Raw genomic sequence first — 20579 nt, 5'->3', positions numbered from 1 at the left:
GTGGTCAGGGCCCTTCGTCGTCTCGGGCGGTACCGCGGCCTACGTGGCGATCCGGGCCAGGGTGCCGAGGTAGAGCTCGACCACCTTGGGGTCCTCCATGAGCTGGCGGCCCGTGCCGGTGTAGGCGTCGCGCCCTTGGTCGAGGACGTAGGCGCGGTCGCTGATCTCGAGGCAGCTGTTGGCGTTCTGCTCCACCATGAGGATGGAGACCCCTGAGTCGTTGATCGTCTTGACTGCCTCGAAGACGCTGTCCTGCATGATGGGAGACAGGCCCGCGGACGGCTCGTCGAGGAAGAGGACGTCCGGGGTGGTCATGAGCGCCCGCCCCATCGCGACCACCTGTCGCTCTCCGCCGGAGAGCGAGCCGCACCGCTGGTGGCTGCGCTGTTCGAGGAGTGGGAAGAGCTCGGCGACGGTCTTGAAGCGCTCGCCGTATTCCTTGGGGCGCAGGTAGATCCCCATCTGCAGCGTCTCCTCGATGGTGAGCGAGGGGAAGACGTTGTCGTTCTGTGGGACGTAGCCGAGTCCCTTGGCGACGAGATGGTGCGCGCGGGCCCCGGTGATGTCCTCGCCGCGCAGGAGCACCTGTCCCCCGCGGACCGGCACGAGGCCGAACATCGCCTTGATCAGCGTCGACTTGCCGGCACCGTTGGGGCCGATGATGCCGACGAGCTCACCCTGCTCGACGTGGACGGTGCACCCGTTGAGGACGTTGACCTCCGGGATGTAGCCGGCGACGAGGTCCTGGGACTTCAGCAGCGGTGTGCCCGTCGTACTCGGCGCACCCGTGCTCGACTGGTTGCTCGACTCGTTGCCTGCGTCGGTGCTCATGCCTCGTTCTCCTGACTCGTCGGGAGGGCACGGCGCTTGCCGAGGTAGGCCTCGATGACCTTCTCGTTGGTGCGGATGTCGTCCGGCCGGCCCTCGGCGATGACGGCGCCCTCGGCGAAGACGACGATCCAGTCGCTGATGCTCATGATGACGTCCATGTCGTGCTCGACGAGGACGATCGACATGCCGTCGTCGCGCAGCTGCTGGATGTGCCCGAGAAGAGACTGGACGAGGGCGGGGTTCACCCCGGCCATCGGCTCGTCGAGCATGATCATCGTCGGGTCGACCATCATCGCCCGGGCCATCTCGAGCAGCTTGCGTTGGCCACCGGACATCGTGCCCGCAAACTCGTCGCGCATGTGTCCGAGGCGGAAACGCTCGATGAGGTCGTCCGCCTTCTGTTCGATGTCCTTCTCCTGGCCCTTCCACACCCAGCGCAGCGGCGCGTTGAGCATCCGCTCGCCCCGCTGGCCCGTCGCGCCGAGCATGACGTTCTCGAGCGTCGTCAGGCGCATCAGGGCCTTGGTCAGCTGGAAGGTGCGGACCATGCCGCGACGCGCGATGCGGTAGGCGGGGGAACCGCTGATGTCGGTGCCGTTGAACGACCAGGTGCCCGTGTCGGGCTTGTCGAAGCCGCTGACGAGGTTGAAGAAGGTCGACTTGCCGGCACCGTTCGGGCCGATCAGGGCGGTGATCGTGCTGCGTTGGACCTCGAGGTGGTCGACCCGGACCGCTTTGACGCCACCGAACGACTTGCTCACGTCGTCGGCGACGAGGATCGCGTCGGGCTTCGCGACCCCGGGCTCCGCCGCGACACCAGCGAGAGCCGCGGCCGCACGTTTGGCTCCCTCGCTCCTGGCGGAGTCCTGTTCCGTTGCGACGATCTCCTCGCGTGCATCGATGAGCGAGGGGTTGATCAGCTCATCGGACATCGAGACGCAGCTCCTTGGGGTCGCCGAGGATCCCGGCAGGTCGATAGATCATCAGCAGCAGCAGACACAGGCCGACGAAGACGAACCGCAGCGCGCCGACGTCCGGACCGCTGAGCAGGTCGGGCGGGATGACCCCGGAGGCCGTGGCGTTGCGCAGGAACGAGTCGAGGAACGTCGCGAGGAACCAGAAGATCATCGAGCCGATGATGGGGCCGAGGATCGTGCTCGCACCGCCGAGGATCATGATCGCCCACAGGTAGAACGTCACGGCGGGGTTGAAGTTGTCGGGGTTGACCGACTGGGTGGCGATGGCGATGAGCGCCCCGGCGATGCCGCCGATGACACCACCCAGCACGAGCGACTGCATCTTGTAGGCGTAGACGTTCTTGCCGAGGCTACGCGCGGCGAGCTCGTCCTCGCGGATCGCCCGAAGCACCCGGCCCCACGGGCTGCGGATCAGCAGGTACACGAGCAGCGAGGCCAGGATGACCAGAGCCCACCCGGCCGTCATGACCCACAGGTTGCGGGCCGAGAAGTAGAGGGGCCCCAGGGCGAGGTCACTGCTGTACGGGTTGAGGGCGAAGAACTCGTTGGCGAACTGGCGCAGGCCGTAGACACCGCCGGTGAGGGGCGCCGCCCAGTCGGACCGGTAGAAGTAGCGCAGCACCTCGGCGCCGGCGATCGTCGCGATGGCGAGATAGTCCCCCCGCAGCCGGAGCGTGGGGATCCCGAGGATCAGGGCGAGCACGATCGAGCATGCGATCCCGACGAGCAGGCCCACCCAGAGGCTCAGGCCCCACGTCGAGACGCTGACGGCAACACCGTAGGCACCGACGAGCATGAAGCCGACGTGGCCGAAGTTGAGCAGGCCGGTGAAGCCGAAGTGCAGGTTGAGGCCCACGGCGGCGAGGGCGTAGATCGCGGCCTCAGGGCCGAAGGCGCCGCGGAAGGCGTTGGACAGGACATCGGTGAAGTTCATGATCAGCTACTCCCTGCGCCTCAGCCGGCGCGCTCCGCTCGCCCGAGGATGCCCTGCGGTCGCACGAGCAGGACGATGATGAGCACGAGCAGCGCCCACGCGTTCTGCAGGGACGGGGGGAACCACAGGTTGGACAGCTGCGAGACGAGGCCGACGATGATGCTGCCGATCATCGCGCCGTAGGCGCTGCCGAGGCCGCCGAGGATGACGCCGGCGAACATCAACAGCAGCAGGTTGAACCCCATGTCCCAGTAGACCGCGCCCTGGGTGAGGCCGTAGAAGACACCGCCGAGCGCAGCGAGGGCTCCGCCGATGACCCAGATCGACAGGATGACTCGATCCACGTCGATGCCTGATGCCTCGGCGAGGTCCTTGTTGTCGGCGACAGCCCGGGCCGCCTTGCCCATCCGGGTCCGCTGGAGCAGGACGGCGACGAGGATGAGGATCGCGAACGAGGCGAGCGTGACGATGAGGTCGCGCGGCGTGATCGAGATCGGCCCGAGATGCATGGCCGGCTGGAGGGCGTACTGCGAGTACTTCTCGCGGCGCCCGGAGAAGAGGACGAGGATGAGGTAGCGGAGGAACAGCGAGAGGCCGATCGAGATGATGAACATCTGGATCAGGCCGGTGCTGCGTCGACGCATCGGCCGCCACAGGCCACCCTCGAGACCACCGCCCAGAAGGCCACCGGCAACGACGGCGGCGAGGCCGCCGATGACCAGTGGCAGGGACCCGGGACTGGTGCTGACCCAGAACGCGACGACGGCCCCGATCGTGACGATCTCGCCATGAGCGAAGTTGATCAGGCGCGTGGTGCCGAAGATGAGCGAGAGGCCCACCGCCGTGATCGCGATGATCGCGCCGAGCTTGATGCCCTCGACGACGAGCTGGAGGACCCGGTTCGGTGTGGTTCCCTCGCCACTCTCGCCGGTCGCGCCGGGCTCGTTCTGGTCTCCCGCCTGAGTCGGTCCGCTCGTCGACTGCGGAACCGACCCGGCCTTCTCCTGCTGTTGCTGGCTCGTGCTGACTAGCGGGAAGATGACGGTGCGCTGCTGCTGCGGTCGCACGACGACGGCCTCGAGCACCTCGCCGCCCTTGTCGCGGGGTTGCACGCCGTCGGGCAGCGTCGACAGGTCGAGCTTGAGGGTGTACTCCCCGGGACTCGGCAGCGGGACCTCCCACTGGCCCTCGGCGTTCGAGGTGGCCGAGCCGACCGATGTGCCGTTCTGCTCCGCGGTGACCGTCACCCCACTCAAGGGCTTGCCATCAGGGCCGCGAAGGGTGCCCTTGAGGCTCTGGTCGCCCTCGGCGGTCAGCACGGCGGGACGGTTGGCAGTCGTGGGTGTACCCACGAGCGCCGCGCTCGCTGCTCCGACCCCCGTCAAGCAGAGCAGGAAGAACGCGGCTACTATCGCCATCAGGCGTGGTCGCACGACGGCCTCCTTCAAATCGCTGCCCGATTGAACCACAGCTGAGGGGCCCTTGCGGCGACCTGGGAAGACTCGCCTCGAAGTTGTGACCTGGCCCGGGCTCCGGGGCGGCGTCTCAGGAGGTCGGGAAACCCTTGATGACAGCCTCGGCGACCTCTCTCATCCCGAGACGGCGGTCCATCGCGGTCTTCTGGATCCAGCGGAATGCATCGGCTTCGCTCAGTTTGAGCTGGCTCATGAGCACTCCCTTGGCGCGGTCGACGAGCTTGCGTGTCGCGAGCCGCTCACCGAGGTCGGCGATCTCGGCCTCGAGCGCCTTGACCTCCTGCCAGCGCGACCGGGCGATCTCGATCGCGGGACGCAGGTCGTCGGAGCTGAACGGCTTGACGACATAGGCCATGACTCCCGCGTCGCGCGCCCGCTCGACGAGCTCGGTCTGCGAGAAGGCGGTCAGCATGATGACCGGGCACAGGTCGCCGGCGTGGATCTGCTCGGCTGCGGCGAGTCCGTCGAGCACGGGCATCTTGACGTCCATGATGACGACGTCGGGCGTGAGCTCGCGGGCGAGCTCGACAGCCTGCTCCCCGTTCGAGGCCTGCCCGACGACCTCGTAGCCCAGCTCCGCGAGCATCTCGACGAGGTCGAGGCGGATGAGCGTCTCGTCCTCGGCCACGACGATGCGCGGCGCCGAGCGTGGCTGCCCGGCTGGTTGCGGCACGGTCTGCTCGGCGGTGCTCTCGTCACTGGTCACGATGAGGAGCCTATCGGGTGCCGGGAGCGGGACTTGAACCCGCACGACCTTGCGGCCAGAGCATTTTGAGTGCTCCGTGTCTGCCATTCCACCACCCCGGCGGGTCTGCCGGGCCAGCATACCGAGTGACGCGCCTGTTGCCTCAGCCGGTGACCTCCTCGGGCCGGTACGCCGGGGCACGGCGGTGCACGGCATCGCCGACACGGTGGACTCGCAGGGCGTTGGTCGAGCCCGGGATGCCCGGCGGCGAGCCGGCGACGATGACGACACGGTCGCCCTCGACGATGCGCCCCTCAGGGATCAGGGCCAGGTCGACCTGCATGGCGAACTGGTCGGTGTGCCACATCCGGCTCACGAGGTAGGTCTCCATGCCCCACACGAGCGCCAGACGGGAGCGGGTCCGCGGCTCGGAGGTGAAGGCCAGCATCGGTAGCCGGGGACGCAGCCGCGCCATCCGCATCGCCGAGCCTCCGGTCTCGGTGAAGGTGATCAGGAACCGCGCGTCGACCGCCTCCCCGATCTCGACAGCCGCCTTGCAGACGGCACCTCCCACGGTGACTGGGGTGCGGTTGATCTGCGCGATCCGGTCGTAGCCGTTCTCTTCGGTGAACGCGATGATGCGCGACATCGTCCTCACCGCCTCGATGGGCCACGCGCCCACGGAGGTCTCCCCCGACAACATGACCGCGTCGGCGCCGTCGAGCACGGCGTTGGCCGCATCCGACGCCTCGGCCCGGGTCGGGCGGGGGTTCTCGACCATCGACTCGAGCACCTGCGTCGCAACGATGACCGGCTTGGCGGCGACCCGACACAGTTCGATGGCACGCTTCTGGACGAGGGGTACCTCCTCGAGGGGCATCTCGACGCCGAGGTCGCCTCGGGCGACCATGATCCCGTCGAAGGCCTCGATGACCTCCTCGAGGTTGGCCACGGCCTGTGGCTTCTCGATCTTGGCGATGACCGGCAGCCGCTGCCCGAACTCGTCCATGATCTCGTGGACGTCGGTGATGTCCGCAGCGGACCGTACGAAGGAGAGGGCGACGAGGTCGACCCCGGCGCGAAGTGCGAAGCGGAGGTCGTCGCGGTCCTTCTCCGACAGGGCCGGCACACTGACGGCGACGCCCGGAAGGTTGATCCCCTTGTTGTCCGACACGAGTCCGCCCACGACCGTCTCGGTGACGACGTCGGTCGCGGTGACCTCGACCGCGCGCAGTGCCACCTTGCCGTCGTCGATCAGCAGGACGTCGCCGGGGTGCACGTCGCCAGGCAGTCCGGCGTAGGTCGTGCCCACCTCCGCCTCGGACCCCTCCACATCACGAGTCGTGATGGTGAACCTCTGTCCGCGGTCGAGGTGCACCGGGCCGGACGCGAAGCGTCCCGTCCGGATCTTCGGGCCCTGCAGGTCGGCGAGAACCCCGACCGCACGACCCGAGGCGTCGCTCGCCTCACGGACGGCCCGACAGACCTTCTCGTGGTCGTCGTGCTCACCGTGCGAGAGGTTGAGTCGAGCCACGTCCATGCCCGCCTCGACGAGGGCGCGCAGCTGCTCCGGAGAGGAGGTCTTGGGGCCGATGGTGCACACGATCTTGGCACGACGCATACGCCAACCCTATGGCTCAGGTGAGCCGGGCGATGGACGGCACCCACATCGCGCCCGGCGTGGCTGCCGTACCGGTTGGAGAAGCATCAGGCAGCGTCAGACGGTAAGCGGCCGGTCCGTCGGAGCGATGGGGCGGGGCAGGCCGCTCGAGCCGGTCAGCCAGGTGTCGACGCCGGCCGCCGCGGCGCGACCCTCGGCGATCGCCCAGACGATGAGCGACTGTCCCCGCCCGGCGTCGCCCGCGACGAAGACACCCGGCACCGATGTCATGAAACTGCGGTCCCGTTCGACGTTGGTGCGCGCGTCGAGCGCGACGCCGAGCTGCTCGAGCAGCCCGTCCGGCTGTGGGCCGAGGAAGCCCATGGCGAACAGGACCAGCTGTGCCGGGATCTCGCGCTCGGTGCCCTCCGTGACGACCGGCCGGCCCCCGACGAGCTCGACATCGCTGAGCCGCAGCGTCGCGACCCGGCCGTCGTCGTCGCCGACGAACTCGGTGGTGCTCACGGCGTAGATCCGGTCGCCGCCCTCCTCCTGAGAGCTCGACACCCGGAAGATCATCGGGTAGGTCGGCCAGGGTTGGCTCGTCGGGCGCTCCGGCCCCGGCATCGGCAGGATCTCGAGCGAGGTGACCGACCGGGCGCCCTGGCGCAGCGCGGTGCCGATGCAGTCGGACCCGGTGTCCCCGCCGCCGATGACGACGACGTCCTTGTCGGTGGCCAGGATCTGCCCTGTCACCTGCTCCCCGAGACTGGCGCGGTTGCTCTGGGGCAGGTAGTCCATCGCCTGGTGTATGCCGCTGAGCCGGCTTCCCGGGATGTCCAGCGCTCGCGGTACGGTGGCGCCGATCGCAAGCACGACCGCGTCGTAGCGATCCCGCAGCTGACGCCCGGTGATGTCGACCCCGATCTCGACGCCATTGCGGAAGCGGGTGCCCTCGGCCTTCATCTGCCGCAGCCGCCGGTCGAGGATCGACTTCTCCATCTTGAACTCGGGTATGCCGTAGCGCAGCAGGCCACCCGGCTGGTCGGCGCGCTCGAAGACGGCGACGGTGTGTCCCGCCCGGGTCAGCTGCTGCGCGGCGGCGAGCCCGGCGGGCCCCGAGCCGACGACGGCGACGGTCTTGTCGGAGAGTCGCTCCGGCGGCTGTGGCTCGACGAGTCCTCGTTCGAAGCCCTCTTCGCCTATCGTCCACTCGACCTGCTTGATCGTCACGGCGGGCTGGTTGATGCCGAGCACGCACGCGGTCTCGCAGGGTGCCGGGCACAGCCGCCCGGTGAACTCCGGGAAGTTGTTCGTCGCGTGCATCCGCTCGATGGCGCCTGCCCAGTCACCACGCCAAGCGAGGGTGTTCCACTCAGGGATGAGGTTGCCGAGCGGGCAGCCGTTGTGGCAGAAGGGGATTCCGCAGTCCATGCAGCGGCTGGCCTGCCGTTGGAGGGTGGCCAGCTCCTGCTCCTCGTAGACCTCCTGCCAGTCCTTGATCCGGACCGGGACGGGGCGCCGCTCGGGCAGCTCACGCTCGCGGTGCGTGAGGAAGCCATGGATGTCAGCCACGGGAAGCCTCCTTGATGCGGTTCCACACCTCGGTGCCGTCGGCGTCGAGGTCCTGGGCCGCAGCGTCGGCGCGGACGTCGAGAACACGTTGGTAGGCGGTGGGCAGCACGAGGGTGAAGCGGTGCTTCGCCTCGTCCCACTCGTCGAGCAGCCGTCTGGCGACCGCCGAGTCGGTCTGCTCCAGGTGCTGGCCGATCAGGTCGTGCAGGCCCGTCTCGTCGTCGTCACGCAGCGGCAGCAGGTCGACGAACTCGGGGTTGACGCGGTCTGACCTGAGATCGAGCACGTAGCCCAGGCCACCGGACATCCCGGCCGCGAGGTTGCGGCCGGTCGGGCCGAGGATCACGGCCCGGCCGCCGGTCATGTACTCGAGGGCGTGGTCGCCGACGCCCTCGACGACGGCGGTGGCCCCGGAGTTGCGCACGCAGAAGCGCTCCCCGACCCGGCCGCGCAGGAAGAGCTGCCCGCTCGTCGCGCCGTAGCCGATCACGTTGCCGGCGATGACGTTGTCCTCGGCCACCAAGGTGGCCGCCAGGTCCGGGCGGATCACGATCCGGCCCCCGGACAGGCCCTTGCCGACGTAGTCGTTGGCGTCGCCGAGCAGCCGCAACGTGATCCCTCGGGGCAGGAACGCACCGAACGACTGGCCGGCGGTGCCGGTCATCGTCAGCTCGACCGTCCCGTCGGGCAGGCCCTCGGGATGGGCCCTGGTGACGTGGTGACCGAGCATCGTCCCGACGGTCCGGTTGACGTTGCGGATCGGGAGCTCTCCGGTGACGTGCTCGCCACCGTCGATGGCCGGCAGGGCGCGGGCGATGAGCTCGTTGTCGAGGGCCTTCTCGAGCCCGTGCTCCTGTCCGGTCGAGCGATGCAGGGTGCCACCCGTCGGGTTGGGGGCGACGGTGAGGATCGGGGTCAGGTCGAGCCCGGATGCCTTCCAGTGGGTGATCGCCCTGTCCAGGTCGAGGGCATCGACCTGGCCGACGGCTGCCTCGATGGAGCGGAAGCCGAGGGCGGCCAGGTGCTCGCGAACCTCCTCGGCGATGTACTCGAAGAAGGTCTCGACGAACTCGGGCTTGCCGTTGAACCGGGCCCGCAGCTCGGGGTTCTGGGTGGCCACGCCGACGGGGCAGGTGTCGAGATGGCAGACCCGCATCATGATGCACCCGGACACGACGAGCGGCGCGGTGGCGAAGCCGAACTCCTCGGCACCGAGCAGCGCCCCGACCACGACGTCACGCCCGGTCTTGAGCTGACCGTCCACCTGGACGACGATGCGGTCGCGCAGGCCGTTGACGACGAGCGTCTGCTGGGTCTCGGCCAGACCGAGCTCCCAGGGTGCGCCCGCGTGCTTGAGCGAGGTGAGCGGCGCTGCGCCGGTGCCGCCGTCGTGCCCCGAGATGAGGACCACGTCGGAATGGGCCTTCGAGACGCCGGCCGCGACGGTGCCCACGCCGATCTCCGCGACGAGCTTGACGTGCACCCGTGCCGACGGGTTGGCGTTCTTCAGGTCGTGGATGAGCTGGGCGAGATCCTCGATCGAGTAGATGTCGTGGTGCGGCGGGGGCGAGATCAGCCCGACTCCGGGAGTCGAGTGCCGGGTCTGCGCGATCCACGGGTAGACCTTGGGGCCGGGCAGCTGGCCGCCCTCGCCGGGCTTGGCACCCTGCGCCATCTTGATCTGGATGTCCTCGGACTGGGTGAGGTAGAGGCTGGTGACCCCGAACCGTCCCGACGCGACCTGCTTGATGGCCGAGCGCCGCTCGCCGTCCAGGAGCCGGTCGGGGTCCTCCCCGCCCTCGCCGGTGTTGGACCTGGCCCCGAGCCGGTTCATCGCCACGGCCAGCGTCTCGTGCGCCTCCTGCGAGATCGAGCCGTAGCTCATCGCCCCGGTGCTGAAGCGCTTGACGATCTCGCTGGCCGGCTCGACCTCCTCGATCGGCACGGGCAGGCGTCCGGTGACACCCGGCGGCTTGAAGGACATCAGGCCCCGCAGGGTCATCAGCCGCGCGGACTGGTCGTCGACCCGATCCGTGTACTGCTTGAAGATGTCGTACTGACGGGTGCGGGTCGAGTGCTGGAGCCGGAAGACCGTCTCGGGGTCGAACAGGTGCGGTTCGCCCTCGCGGCGCCACTGGTACTCGCCACCGACCTCGAGCTCCCGGTGCGCCGGTCGCACCCCCTCGGGCGGGTAGGCCCGCGCATGTCGCGAAGCGGTCTCCTTCGCGATGACCTCCAGCCCGACGCCGCCGAGCTGGGAGACGGTCCCGGTGAAGTAGCGGTCGACGAGGTCCTGGGACAGACCGATCGCCTCGAAGACCTGTGCACCGCGGTAGGAGGCGACGGTCGAGATGCCCATCTTCGACATCACCTTCAGCACGCCCTTGCCGAGGGCCTTGATGAGGCCGCGGACGGCCTGCTCCGGCGTCACGTCGTCGATGTGGCCGGCGCGCGCCAGGTCCTCGACCGACTCCATGGCCAGGTACGGGTTGACCGCCGCCGCCCCGTAGCCGACGAGAAGGGCGACGTGGTGGACCTCGCGGACGTCGCCGGCCTCCACGAGCAGGCCAACCTGGGTGCGGGTCTTCTCGCGGATCAGGTGGTGGTGCACGGCCGCGGTGAGCAGCAGCGACGGGATGGGGGCGAGGTCACGGCCCGAGTGCCGGTCGGACAGCACGACGAAGCGGGCTCCCTGCCGGATCGCCTCGGAGACCTCGGCGAAGATCTCCTCCAGACGCACCCGCATCGCGGTGGAGCCGCCGGTGACGTCGTAGAGGCCCCGGACCACGTGCGTGGCGTAGCCGGGCAGGTCGCCGTCGGCGTTGATGTGCACGATCTTGGCCAGCTCGTCGTTGTCGATGACGGGGAACTGGAGCACGACCTGCCGGGCGTGGGCCGGCGAGGCGGACAGGGCGTTCCCCTCCGGGCCGATCGTCGTCGAGAGCGAGGTGACGAGCTCTTCGCGGATGGCGTCCAGCGGCGGGTTGGTCACCTGGGCGAACAGCTGCGTGAAGTAGTCGAACAGCAGGCGCGGACGCGAGGACAGCGCCGCGAGGGGGGTGTCGGTGCCCATCGAGCCGATCGCCTCGGCGCCGGTGCGGGCCATCGGCGTGAGCAGGATGCGCAGCTCCTCGTGCGTGTAGCCGAAGGTCTGCTGGCGGCGCGCCACCGACGAGCTCGTGTGCACGACGTGCTCCCGCTCGGGCAGGTCCTCGAGCCGGATCAGGCCCGCGTGGAGCCAGTCGCCGTACGGTTGCAACGCGGCCAGCTGGGACTTGATCTCGTCGTCGGAGACGATCCGCCCGTGTTCGGTGTCGACGAGGAACATCCGGCCGGGCTGGAGCCGCCCCCGCCTGACGACCCTGGCCGGGTCCAGGTCGAGGACCCCCGACTCGGAGGCGAGCACGACGAGCCCGTCGTCGGTGACGGCATACCGACCCGGTCGCAGACCGTTGCGGTCGAGAACCGCGCCGATGAGCGTGCCGTCGGTGAAGGTGACGTTGGCCGGCCCGTCCCACGGCTCCAGGAAGGTGGAGTGGAACTCGTAGAAGGCACGGCGGGCCGGGGGCATCGCCCCGTTGTTCTCCCACGCCTCGGGGATCATCATGAGGACCGCGTGGGGTAGGGAGCGGCCCCCGAGGTGCAACAGCTCGAGCACCTCGTCGAAGCTCGCGGAGTCCGAGCCGGAGGGGGTGCAGATCGGGAAGAGCCGTTCGAGGTCGCCGGGGATGATGTCCGAGGTGAGCACACTCTCCCGGGCCCGCATCCAGTTCCGGTTGCCCTTGACCGTGTTGATCTCCCCGTTGTGGGCGATGAGGCGGTAAGGGTGCGCGAGCGGCCACGACGGGAACGTGTTGGTCGAGAACCGGGAGTGGACCAGCGCGAGCTCGGTCGCGAATCGAGCGTCGCTCAGGTCGGGGAAGAAGGGCTCGAGCTGGCCGGTCGTGAGCATGCCCTTGTACACGAGGGTGCGGCTCGACAGGGACGCGAAGTAGACATCGGTCTCGCGCTCCGCGCGCTTGCGCAGGCAGAAGGCGAGCCGGTCGAGCCCGAGGCTGACGGATCGACCGATGCGGGACGAGACGAACAGCTGCTCGAAGTGGGGCATGCAGTCCCGGGAGGCCTGGCCGACGAGCTCCGGGGCGACGGGGACCTGCCGCCAGCCGAGAACCGTGAGGTTCTCGGTGGTGGCGAGCTGCTCGATGCGTTCCTTGACCGCGCCCCGCTCCTGCGGGTCGGTCGGCAGGAAGGCGAGCCCAGCGGCATACGCCCCGGCGTCCGGCAGCTGGAAGGGCACGACGGCCCGCAGGAACTCGTCCGGAACCTGGGTGAGGATGCCCGCGCCGTCGCCGACGAGAGGGTCCGCGCCGGTGGCCCCGCGGTGGTCCAGGTTGCGCAGGGCGGTCAGCGCGTGCGTGACGATGTCGTGGCCGGCGGTGCCGCGCATCGTGGCGACGAAGGCGACCCCGCAGGCATCGTGCTCGTTCTCCCGGCGGTAGAGGCCGAAGTCCTCTGGATGCGCACTGAAGCGGTCAAACGGCGACATGATCACCGTCCCTTCGTCCCCTGTCGATACTGGCGGTGTGGGCGGCGTCGGCCACGTTCGGTGGCGAAAGGCTACCCCTCGGACCTGACGGTCCCCGGCATCGGAACCAGGCGTTTTGCATCCTGAGATGCAGGTCGGGTCAGGCCGGGCCGTCGCGGTCGGCAGGCTGCGCGGTGTCGGCAGCGCCCTCGTGCTCGGCGCTGTCGGCGCCGTGCTCGGCGCGGTCGGCGCCCCCGGGTTTCTCCCCCCGGGCGGGTGCCGGGGGGGCGGCGGTGGGGGCGTCCCGGTGTCGGCCCCGCGGGGCGGCTCGGCCGAACTTGATCCACAGCAGCAGCCCGATGAGGAAGACGAGGATCGAGACCCACGTGTTGACGCGCTGCCCGAGGATGTGGTTCGCCGCGTCGCTGCGCATGTTCTCGATGACGATCCGCCCGACCGGGTAGCCCATCACGTAGGCGGCGAAGGTCTGCCCGGCCGCGAGCCGAAGATGCCGCTCGAGCCAGATCAGCCCGGCCGCGAGCAGGAGGCACCAGATCGACTCGTAGAGGAACGTCGGGTGGAAGTAGCCCAGGACGATGGGGTCGCCCGAGGCGTCGGTCACGGCGTGCCCGAGGGCCTGGTCCCACTCGTAGACCTTCAGCCGCCACGGCAGGGTGGTGGGGCCGCCGTAGATCTCGTTGTTGAAGTAGTTGCCGAAGCGGCCCATCGCCTGAGCCACGAGGAGGCCTGGGGCGGCCGCGTCGGCGAACGCCGTGAACGTGACCCCGTGCCGGCGACAGCCGATCCACACGCCCAGCGCGCCCAGCGCGACGGCCCCCCAGATGCCGAGCCCGCCGTTCCAGATCGCGAAGGCGTCCATCGGGTGGCCGCCCGGCCCGAAGTACGGCTGCGGGGTGGTGATGAGGTGGTAGATACGCCCGCCGACGATCCCGAACGGCACGGCCCACGCGCTGATGTCGAGTGCCACCCCCTTGCGCGCGCCGCCTGCGACGAGTCGGCGGTCGGTCCACCACACGGCCACGACGATGCCGGCCAGGATGCACAGCGCGTAGGCGCGGATCGGGATGGGACCGAGGTACCAGACCGCCTGGGTCGGTGACGGAATGTATGTGGCGACGGAAGCCGCCGCGGGTATGCCGCTCAGCGCGGTCACGCGCGTCCCCTCCTGACGCCGTCGGCGAGCTCCGTCGCGAGGGTGCGCAGCCGGGTCAGGCCCTCGGCCTCGGACGGTGCCGAACCCAGGCACCGGACGAGAGCGGAGCCGACGATGACGCCGTCTGCGAACCGGCTCAGCTCGGCGGCCTGGTCCCCGGTAGAGACGCCGAGCCCGACGCACACGGGCAGGTCGGTGACGGCGCGGGTGCGGGCGACGAGGTCCTCCGCCGCCTCGCCCACCGTGGCCCTGGCCCCGGTCACACCCATGACGGCGGTGGCGTAGACGAAGCCGCGACACGCCTTGGCCACGGTGGCCAGACGTTCGGGGGTCGAGCTCGGTGCGACGAGGAAGACAGTGTCGAGGTCGTGCCGGCGGGCCGCGGCGATCCACTCGGACGCCTCGTCCGGGATGAGGTCAGGGGTGATGAGCCCAGCCCCTCCGGCCGCGGCCAGCTCTGCGGCGAAGCTCTCGACGCCATGGTGCAGGACCGGGTTCCAGTAGGTCATGACGAGGGCCGCTGCCCCGCTGTCGACGACAGCCCGGGCAGCGGTGAAGGCGTCTCGCACGCGGACACCACCGGCAAGCGCCCGGACGGCGGCATCCTGGATCACCGGTCCGTCCATGACCGGGTCGCTGTAGGGGACGCCGATCTCGACGATGTCGGCGCCCGACTCGACGAGAGCCCGCATCGCCTCGATCGAGCCCGGGACGGTCGGGAAACCGACCGGCAGGTAGCCGACCAGGGCGGCGCGCCCCTCGTCCCGGCACCGCTGCAGGACGGTTGCCACGCTCACCGCGAGCCCCCCGTGCCGCTCGGGTCCTGGTGGCCGAGCGCAGGTTGCGATCCGGGTGTCTCGAGCAGACCGAACCACCTCGCGGCGGTGTGGACGTCCTTGTCGCCCCGCCCGGACAGGTTGACGAGGATGACCGCATCGGGCCCCAGCTCGCGGCCGAGCTGCATCGCACCGGCGAGCGCGTGCGCACTCTCGATGGCGGGCAGGATGCCCTCGGTGCGCGAGAGCAGGGCGAACGCCGCCATCGCCTCGTCGTCGGTGACCGGTCGGTACTCGGCGCGGCCGGTCTCGCGCAGGTAGGCGTGCTCGGGGCCGACGCTCGGGTAGTCGAGCCCGGCCGAGACGCTGTGCGACTCGATGGTCTGGCCGTCCTCGTCCTGCAGGACGTACGTGTAGGCACCGTGCAGCACCCCGGGCTCACCCGTCGAGAACCGGGCGGCGTGCTTGCCGGAGGCGATACCGGAGCCACCGGCCTCGAGTCCGACCAGCCGGACGCCGGCGTCGTCGATGAACCGGTGGAAGATCCCCATCGCGTTCGAGCCGCCGCCGACGCAGGCACAGACGACGTCGGGGAGGCGTCCGATCAGGTCGAGGACCTGCTGGCGGGCCTCGACGCCGATGATCCGGTGGAAGTCGCGCACCATCTCGGGGAACGGATGAGGTCCGGTCACAGTGCCGAGGACGTAGTGCGTCGTGGCGACGTTGGCCACCCAGTCGCGGAAGGCCTCGTTGACGGCGTCCTTGAGGGTCTGGCTGCCGTGCTCGACGGCGACCACCTCGGCCCCGAGCAGGCGCATCCGGGCGACGTTGAGCGCCTGGCGCTCGGTGTCCTTGCGACCCATGTAGACGACGCACTCGAGTCCGAGGAGGGCGGCCGCGGTCGCCGTCGCGACACCGTGCTGGCCCGCCCCGGTCTCGGCGATGACCCGGGTCTTGCCCATCCGCTTGGTGAGCAGAGCCTGCCCGAGGACGTTGTTGATCTTGTGCGACCCCGTGTGGTTGAGGTCCTCGCGCTTGAGGACGACCCGGGCGCCGCCGCAGTGCTGCGCGAAGCGCGGCACCTCGGTGATGATGCTGGGCCGGCCGGTGTAGGTCTGGTGGAGCCGCTCGAGCTCGCCGACGAACTCGGGGTCGACGACGGCCTTGCGGCGCTCCTCGTCGAGCTGTTCGAGGGCTGGGACGAGCGCCTCGGGGACATAGCGTCCGCCGAAGCCGCCGAACCGTCCGGGCGGGGCGTGGGTCATGGTCGCTCCAGCGCCGATGCCGCGCTCGTCGCGGCGACGAGCTCACGCACCGCCTCGATGGGGCGCCCGCCGGTGACGAGCGCCTCGCCGACGAGGACCGCTCGGGCGCCGGAGCGGACGTAGGCCGCGACGTCGTCCGGCCCGGCGACACCCGACTCGGCTACCGCGACCACGTCGCCGGGGATGAGTGGGAGGAGGTCGTGCACGGTGCGCGGGTCGACCTCGAGGGTCTTGAGGTTGCGTGCGTTGACGCCGACGAGGGCCGGGTGCAGCTCCATGGCGCGGTCGAGCTCGGCGCGTGAGTGGACCTCTACGAGAGGGGTCATCCCGAGCTCGAGGGTCTGTGCGTGGAGGTCACGCAGGAGCGCGTCGTCGAGCCCGGCGACGATGAGCAGGACGAGGTCGGCGCCGTGAACGCGGGACTCGATGACCTGGTAGGGGTCGACCGTGAAGTCCTTGCGCAGGACCGGGACCCGGACCGCCGTGCACACGGCGTCGAGGTCGTCGAGCGAGCCACCGAAGCGCCGCTGCTCGGTGAGCACGCTGATCGCACTCGCCCCGCCCGTCTCGTAGGCGGCAGCCAGCACGGCGGGTTGCCGGATGTCGGCAAGGTGGCCCTTGCTCGGACTGCGCCGCTTCACCTCGGCGATGACGGCCACACCGGGTGCCGCACGGAACACCGGCAGGGGGTCGAGAGGTGGGGCGACGCCCGCCAGGACCGCCTCGAGGCGGGCGGTGGGCAGGGCAGAGCGCCGGGTCTCGAGGTCCTCGCGGACGCCTGCGATGATCTCGTCGAGGACGCTGGGCACCGGCTTCAGCTCTGGCGGGACGTCGTCGAGCCGGACTGATGGGAGGTATCACCCGGTCGCGCGGGCGGCGTGAGCCGGTTCTTGTTGCCATAGCCGGCCATCGACAGGACCTTGCCGACGATGACGCCGATGACGACGACGACGGCGCCGATGATGCCCAGCACGCCGCTGGCGATGACGACGGCGATCGACGCGATGATGGCCCCGAGGAGGACGATGGTGACCAGTGTGTAGGCGGCGACGCTATGGCCGTGGTCCTCGTGCTCTTCTTCCATGACTCCCTCTCTCCGGTGGGGACGTGCGCTACGCGCGGCCCATTGTGTCAGGTGCGAGTGGATGCGTCTGCCAAGGGTCTCGTGGCACGCGGGAACCGGCCGTCATGCTTGGCTCAGCCAGGTGTTTCCTCGTCCTCGCCCACGGTCGGGTCGCGCCCCTCGCTGAGCTCGTCCCACGCGCCGCGCGTCTCGCCCCGTGGCCCCCGCGTCGGGCGGGTGTCGCGCTCGTAGCGGGAGCCGAGGCCGGCCCAGCCGCGGCTCCGGGCGGCGGCCAGCACCGCACCGGCGGCGAGCAGCACAGCCACGGCGACCGCGACCCAGACGATGACCGTCGAGGTCCCGGTGGCGGCGGGTGCCGTGGTTCGGGCGAGCTCGCGGGCCACCGCGTCGGCGACGACCTGCTCGGGCCGGAGCGCGACGAGCAGGACGAGCGCCAGGGCCCCCAGGGCGGCAGCGACGAGCAGCACGGCGGAGACGACGCGGATGGCGCGCCCCCCGGTCATCAGGGCGACCAGGGCCGCCACCGCGACGATGGTCAGCCCGATCACGGCGGGCATCGCCTCGGTGCCGGTCACGGAGGTCGTCCCGTGGCTCAGCACGTCGTTCGCGTGACCGGTGGCCCAGGCCTGGGTGGTCAGCGCGGCCAGCGCCGCTGCCGGAACCGCGACGAGCAGGGCCGCCCCGCGCTTGCCCGCCATCAGCCGGACACCGTCTCCAGGCCTGCTGCCGAGGCGATGGCCCGCAACGCAGCGGCCGCCTTGTCGACCGTCTCGTCGTACTCCAGGTGCGGCACCGAGTCGGCCACGATCCCGGCCCCGGCCTGCACGTGGGCCCGCCCGTCCTTGATGAGGGCGGTGCGGATGGCGATGGCCATGTCGAGGTCGCCGGCGAAGTCGAGGTAGCCGACCACACCGCCGTAGAGGCCCCGGCGCAGGCCCTCGTACTCGTCGATGAGCGCCATCGCGCGGGGCTTCGGCGCCCCGGACAGGGTCCCGGCGGGGAAGGTCGCGACGAGCGCGTCGTAGGCGGAGCACTCGTCGCGAAGCCGCCCCACGACGGTCGACTCGATGTGCATGATGTGGCTGTAGCGGCGCACCGACATGAAGTCGACGGTGTCGACGCTGCCCGGTCGGCAGATGCGCTGCAGGTCGTTGCGGGCCAGATCGACGAGCATCAGGTGCTCGGCCCGCTCCTTGGTGTCGGCGAGCAGCTCCTCGGCCAGGTGCGCGTCGTGCTCGGGGCTCTTGCCGCGCGGGCGCGACCCGGCGATGGGGTGGGTGATCGCCTCCCGCCCGGTCACCTTGATGAGCGCCTCGGGGCTCGATCCGACCACGTCGTAGGTCGAGCCGTCGGGGTGGGGCAGACGCAGCAGGTACATGTAAGGGCTCGGGTTGGACACCCGCAGGGCGCGGTAGACATCGAGCGCATCGGCCGAGCACGGCACCGTGAAGCGCTGCGAGACCACGACCTGGAAGGCCTCACCGGCACGGATCGCCTCCTTCGCCCGCTCGACGAGTCCCTCGTACTCCTCGCGCGTGTGGCTGCTGACCGGCTCCTGCGCCACCGGGCGGATCGTCGAGACGGTGCTCTGCGCGGGGGCCGCGAGCTCACGGGCCATCCGGTCGAGGCGGTCGACCGCCTCGACCCAGGCCTGCTCGACCCGCTCGTCGGTGGCGTCGCGGTTGAGTGCGTTGGCCACGAGCAGGAGCGAGCCGTCGCTGTGGTCGAAGACGGCGAGATCGGTCGCGAGCATCATCGCGAGCTCGGGCAGGTCGAGTCGGTCGACCCCCGTGTCGGGGACGGCCTCCCAGTGCCGGACAGCGTCGTAGCCGATCGCGCCGACCATCCCTCCCGTCAGCGGAGGCAGGCCCTCGATGCGTGGCGTGGCCAGCGCGGCCACCGTGTCGCGCAGCGCCTGCGTCGGGTCGCCGCAGGTCGGCAGGCCCACGGGAACCGTCCCGATCCAGTGAGCCCCTCCCCCATGCTCGGTCAGGGTCGCCTCGCAGCGCGCTCCGACGATCGAGTACCGGGACCAGACGCCACCGTGCTCGGCCGACTCGAGCAGGAACGTGCCCGGGGCGCCCTTGGCGAGCTTGCGGTACACGCCCACGGGCGTCTCCGCGTCGGCCAGGACCCGCCGCACGACCGGGATGACACGGCGGTCTCCGGCGAGCGCGAGCTCGGTGAAGACGTCGAGCGACGGCCAGGTCACCCCCCACGCGAGGTCTGCGTGCGGCGCCGGGGAGGTGAGCGGCATACGGACTGACGGATCGGGCACGGCGCTCAGTGCCCCTGGCCCACGACGGCGGGCAGGACGCGGGCCTCGAAGCAGGTCCGGTCGCCGGTGTGGCACGCTGCCCCCTCCTGGTCGACGAGGACGAGCACCACGTCGCCGTCGCAGTCGAGACGCACGCCCTTGACCCATTGGACGTGACCGCTCGTGTCGCCCTTGCGCCAGTGCTCCTGGCGGCTGCGCGACCAGAAGGTGACCCTGCCCTCGGTGAGGGTGCGGCGCAGGGCCTCCTCGTCCATCCAGCCGACCATGAGGACCTCGTGGGTGTCGTGCTGCTGGACGACGGCTGCGATCAGGCCGGCCGCGTCCGGCTTGAGCAGGCCGGCGATGCTCGGGTCGAGGGAGGGGGTGTCGGTCACGCCGCCATTGTGCCGGTCAGTGTGAGTCGTCACGGTAGCGGCCCGGAGTGTGGCCGAGGACGGTGCGGAAGTCGTTCGTCAGGTGGGCCTGGTCGGCGTAGCCGAGGTCGGCGGCGATCGCGGCGAGGTCGACGCCGGGTTCGGTGCGGATCCGTTCCGCGGCCTCCTGCAGTCGCCGCCGCCGGATCATCGCGGCGGGTGGCAGGCCGACGTAGCGCCGCGCGAGCCGCTGGACCGTCCGCACGGACAGGCCGAGCCGGCTCGCGAGGTCCTCGACCCGCAGGATGTCGCTGTCGGCCTCGACCATGTCGGCGAGGTCGTTGACGAGGTGTGCCTCCTCGGTCACCGTCGGGATGCGGGCGTGCAGCCACGCCGAGAAGACACCGACGGCGCGCTCGCGCCGGCCGAGGGGTTGCCCGGCAGTCATTGCGTCCGCGACCCGGCCGTGCAGCTCCGGCAGCTCGAGCGGGACGTAACGGTCCCGGGCGCTACCCGGGTCGTCGACGAGTCCCGGCACAGCGGCCGGGCGCAGCAGAGCGCCGACCGCCCAACCGCGGCCGGTGAGCTCCCGGAACGACAGGCGGGTGGTGGGCCCCGAGAGACCGACGAGGTGAGGCTCCACGACGAGGTTGGTTGCCGGGTATGCGACCAGCTCCTGGCGGGAGGTGTGCCCCGAGGGCAGGTCCCACTCCGGGATCCAGAACCACCGGACGAGGTCTGCGACCGCGTCCGGGGCGGGCAGCCGGTGGAACGTCGGCAGTCGCTCGGGATGCAGGACGCCGCGTGCCGAGCCGGTCATTGGTAGTCAGGGGCGCAGGAGCCCGAAGGCCCTGTTTCCCCATCCCCCTTTCAATCCGTGCGTGCGGTTTTCCCGCACACGGCTTACCGATGGTGTTCTTGGCATGGTTACGCAGCCTTTGGATAGCGGATGGTGCCGCGAAGCCGGTAGAGACCCCGCTCGTTGAACCAGTCTCAGACCTCCTCAACTAGTGGCGGGGGTTCTGTTTAAGTCTGGGGCCTCGGTGA

The 20579-nt window shown here is 70.3% G+C and carries 17 protein-coding genes and 1 tRNA gene; all 18 read right to left on the bottom strand.

The features are described from left to right. Positions 1-39: 39 nt before the first annotated feature. Positions 40-831: an ABC transporter ATP-binding protein gene (locus tag L0H79_RS08000; protein WP_301484064.1), complete on the bottom strand. Its 792-nt coding sequence runs from the start codon at positions 829-831 to the stop codon at positions 40-42. Continuing rightward, positions 828-1763: an ABC transporter ATP-binding protein gene (locus L0H79_RS07995; RefSeq protein WP_301484063.1), complete on the bottom strand. Its 936-nt coding sequence runs from the start codon at positions 1761-1763 to the stop codon at positions 828-830. The genes L0H79_RS08000 and L0H79_RS07995 overlap by 4 nt, the downstream gene beginning before the upstream one ends. After that, positions 1753-2742 carry a branched-chain amino acid ABC transporter permease gene (locus L0H79_RS07990; protein WP_301484062.1) on the bottom strand — a complete coding sequence of 330 codons (990 nt, stop codon included), beginning with the start codon at positions 2740-2742 and terminating at the stop codon, positions 1753-1755. The genes L0H79_RS07995 and L0H79_RS07990 overlap by 11 nt, the downstream gene beginning before the upstream one ends. Positions 2743-2762: 20 nt before the next feature. Then, complete coding sequence (locus tag L0H79_RS07985; RefSeq protein WP_301484061.1) at positions 2763-4175, bottom strand: branched-chain amino acid ABC transporter permease; 1413 nt, start codon at positions 4173-4175, stop codon at positions 2763-2765. A gap of 112 nt (positions 4176-4287) precedes the next feature. After that, positions 4288-4890, bottom strand: a complete 603-nt coding sequence (locus L0H79_RS07980) for an ANTAR domain-containing response regulator (RefSeq protein WP_301484071.1) — start codon at positions 4888-4890, stop codon at positions 4288-4290. 51 nt (positions 4891-4941) lie between these two features. Then, a tRNA-Leu gene (locus L0H79_RS07975) sits at positions 4942-5024 on the bottom strand. 41 nt (positions 5025-5065) lie between these two features. Further along, positions 5066-6523, bottom strand: a complete 1458-nt coding sequence (pyk, locus tag L0H79_RS07970) for a pyruvate kinase (protein ID WP_301484060.1) — start codon at positions 6521-6523, stop codon at positions 5066-5068. Between the two features lie 96 nt (positions 6524-6619). Then, positions 6620-8077 (bottom strand): glutamate synthase subunit beta, encoded by a 1458-nt coding sequence (locus L0H79_RS07965; RefSeq protein ID WP_301484059.1) that lies wholly within the window; start codon positions 8075-8077, stop codon positions 6620-6622. Continuing rightward, positions 8070-12623, bottom strand: a complete 4554-nt coding sequence (gene gltB, locus L0H79_RS07960) for a glutamate synthase large subunit (protein WP_301484058.1) — start codon at positions 12621-12623, stop codon at positions 8070-8072. Before gltB ends, L0H79_RS07965 begins: the two co-directional genes overlap by 8 nt. A gap of 139 nt (positions 12624-12762) precedes the next feature. Beyond that, positions 12763-13776 (bottom strand): prolipoprotein diacylglyceryl transferase, encoded by a 1014-nt coding sequence (gene lgt, locus L0H79_RS07955; RefSeq protein WP_301484057.1) that lies wholly within the window; start codon positions 13774-13776, stop codon positions 12763-12765. After that, positions 13773-14573 carry a tryptophan synthase subunit alpha gene (trpA, locus tag L0H79_RS07950; RefSeq protein ID WP_301484056.1) on the bottom strand — a complete coding sequence of 267 codons (801 nt, stop codon included), beginning with the start codon at positions 14571-14573 and terminating at the stop codon, positions 13773-13775. The genes lgt and trpA overlap by 4 nt, the downstream gene beginning before the upstream one ends. Next, positions 14570-15817, bottom strand: a complete 1248-nt coding sequence (trpB, locus tag L0H79_RS07945; RefSeq protein WP_301484055.1) for a tryptophan synthase subunit beta — start codon at positions 15815-15817, stop codon at positions 14570-14572. The genes trpA and trpB overlap by 4 nt, the downstream gene beginning before the upstream one ends. Then, positions 15814-16626: an indole-3-glycerol phosphate synthase TrpC gene (gene trpC / locus L0H79_RS07940; RefSeq protein ID WP_301484054.1), complete on the bottom strand. Its 813-nt coding sequence runs from the start codon at positions 16624-16626 to the stop codon at positions 15814-15816. Before trpC ends, trpB begins: the two co-directional genes overlap by 4 nt. 5 nt (positions 16627-16631) lie before the next feature. Beyond that, complete coding sequence (locus tag L0H79_RS07935) at positions 16632-16901, bottom strand: HGxxPAAW family protein (protein ID WP_301484053.1); 270 nt, start codon at positions 16899-16901, stop codon at positions 16632-16634. Positions 16902-17014: 113 nt separating this feature from the next. After that, positions 17015-17599 carry a Trp biosynthesis-associated membrane protein gene (locus tag L0H79_RS07930; protein ID WP_301484052.1) on the bottom strand — a complete coding sequence of 195 codons (585 nt, stop codon included), beginning with the start codon at positions 17597-17599 and terminating at the stop codon, positions 17015-17017. After that, entirely contained in the window at positions 17599-19158 is a 1560-nt protein-coding gene (locus L0H79_RS07925; protein ID WP_301484070.1) for an anthranilate synthase component I, read from the bottom strand. Before L0H79_RS07925 ends, L0H79_RS07930 begins: the two co-directional genes overlap by 1 nt. A gap of 26 nt (positions 19159-19184) precedes the next feature. Continuing rightward, positions 19185-19553, bottom strand: coding sequence for a phosphoribosyl-AMP cyclohydrolase (hisI, locus tag L0H79_RS07920; protein WP_301484051.1), 369 nt, complete (start codon positions 19551-19553; stop codon positions 19185-19187). A 16-nt stretch (positions 19554-19569) separates the two neighbouring features. Continuing rightward, the gene (locus L0H79_RS07915) at positions 19570-20352 is read right to left on the bottom strand and encodes a helix-turn-helix domain-containing protein (protein ID WP_301484050.1); all 783 of its coding nucleotides are present in this window, start codon (positions 20350-20352) and stop codon (positions 19570-19572) included. Between the last annotated feature and the right edge of the window lie 227 nt (positions 20353-20579).

It is taken from the genome of Intrasporangium sp. (assembly GCF_030452765.1).
Classification (GTDB): domain Bacteria; phylum Actinomycetota; class Actinomycetes; order Actinomycetales; family Dermatophilaceae; genus Intrasporangium_A.
This window is presented reverse-complemented; position numbering and strand designations above follow the sequence as displayed.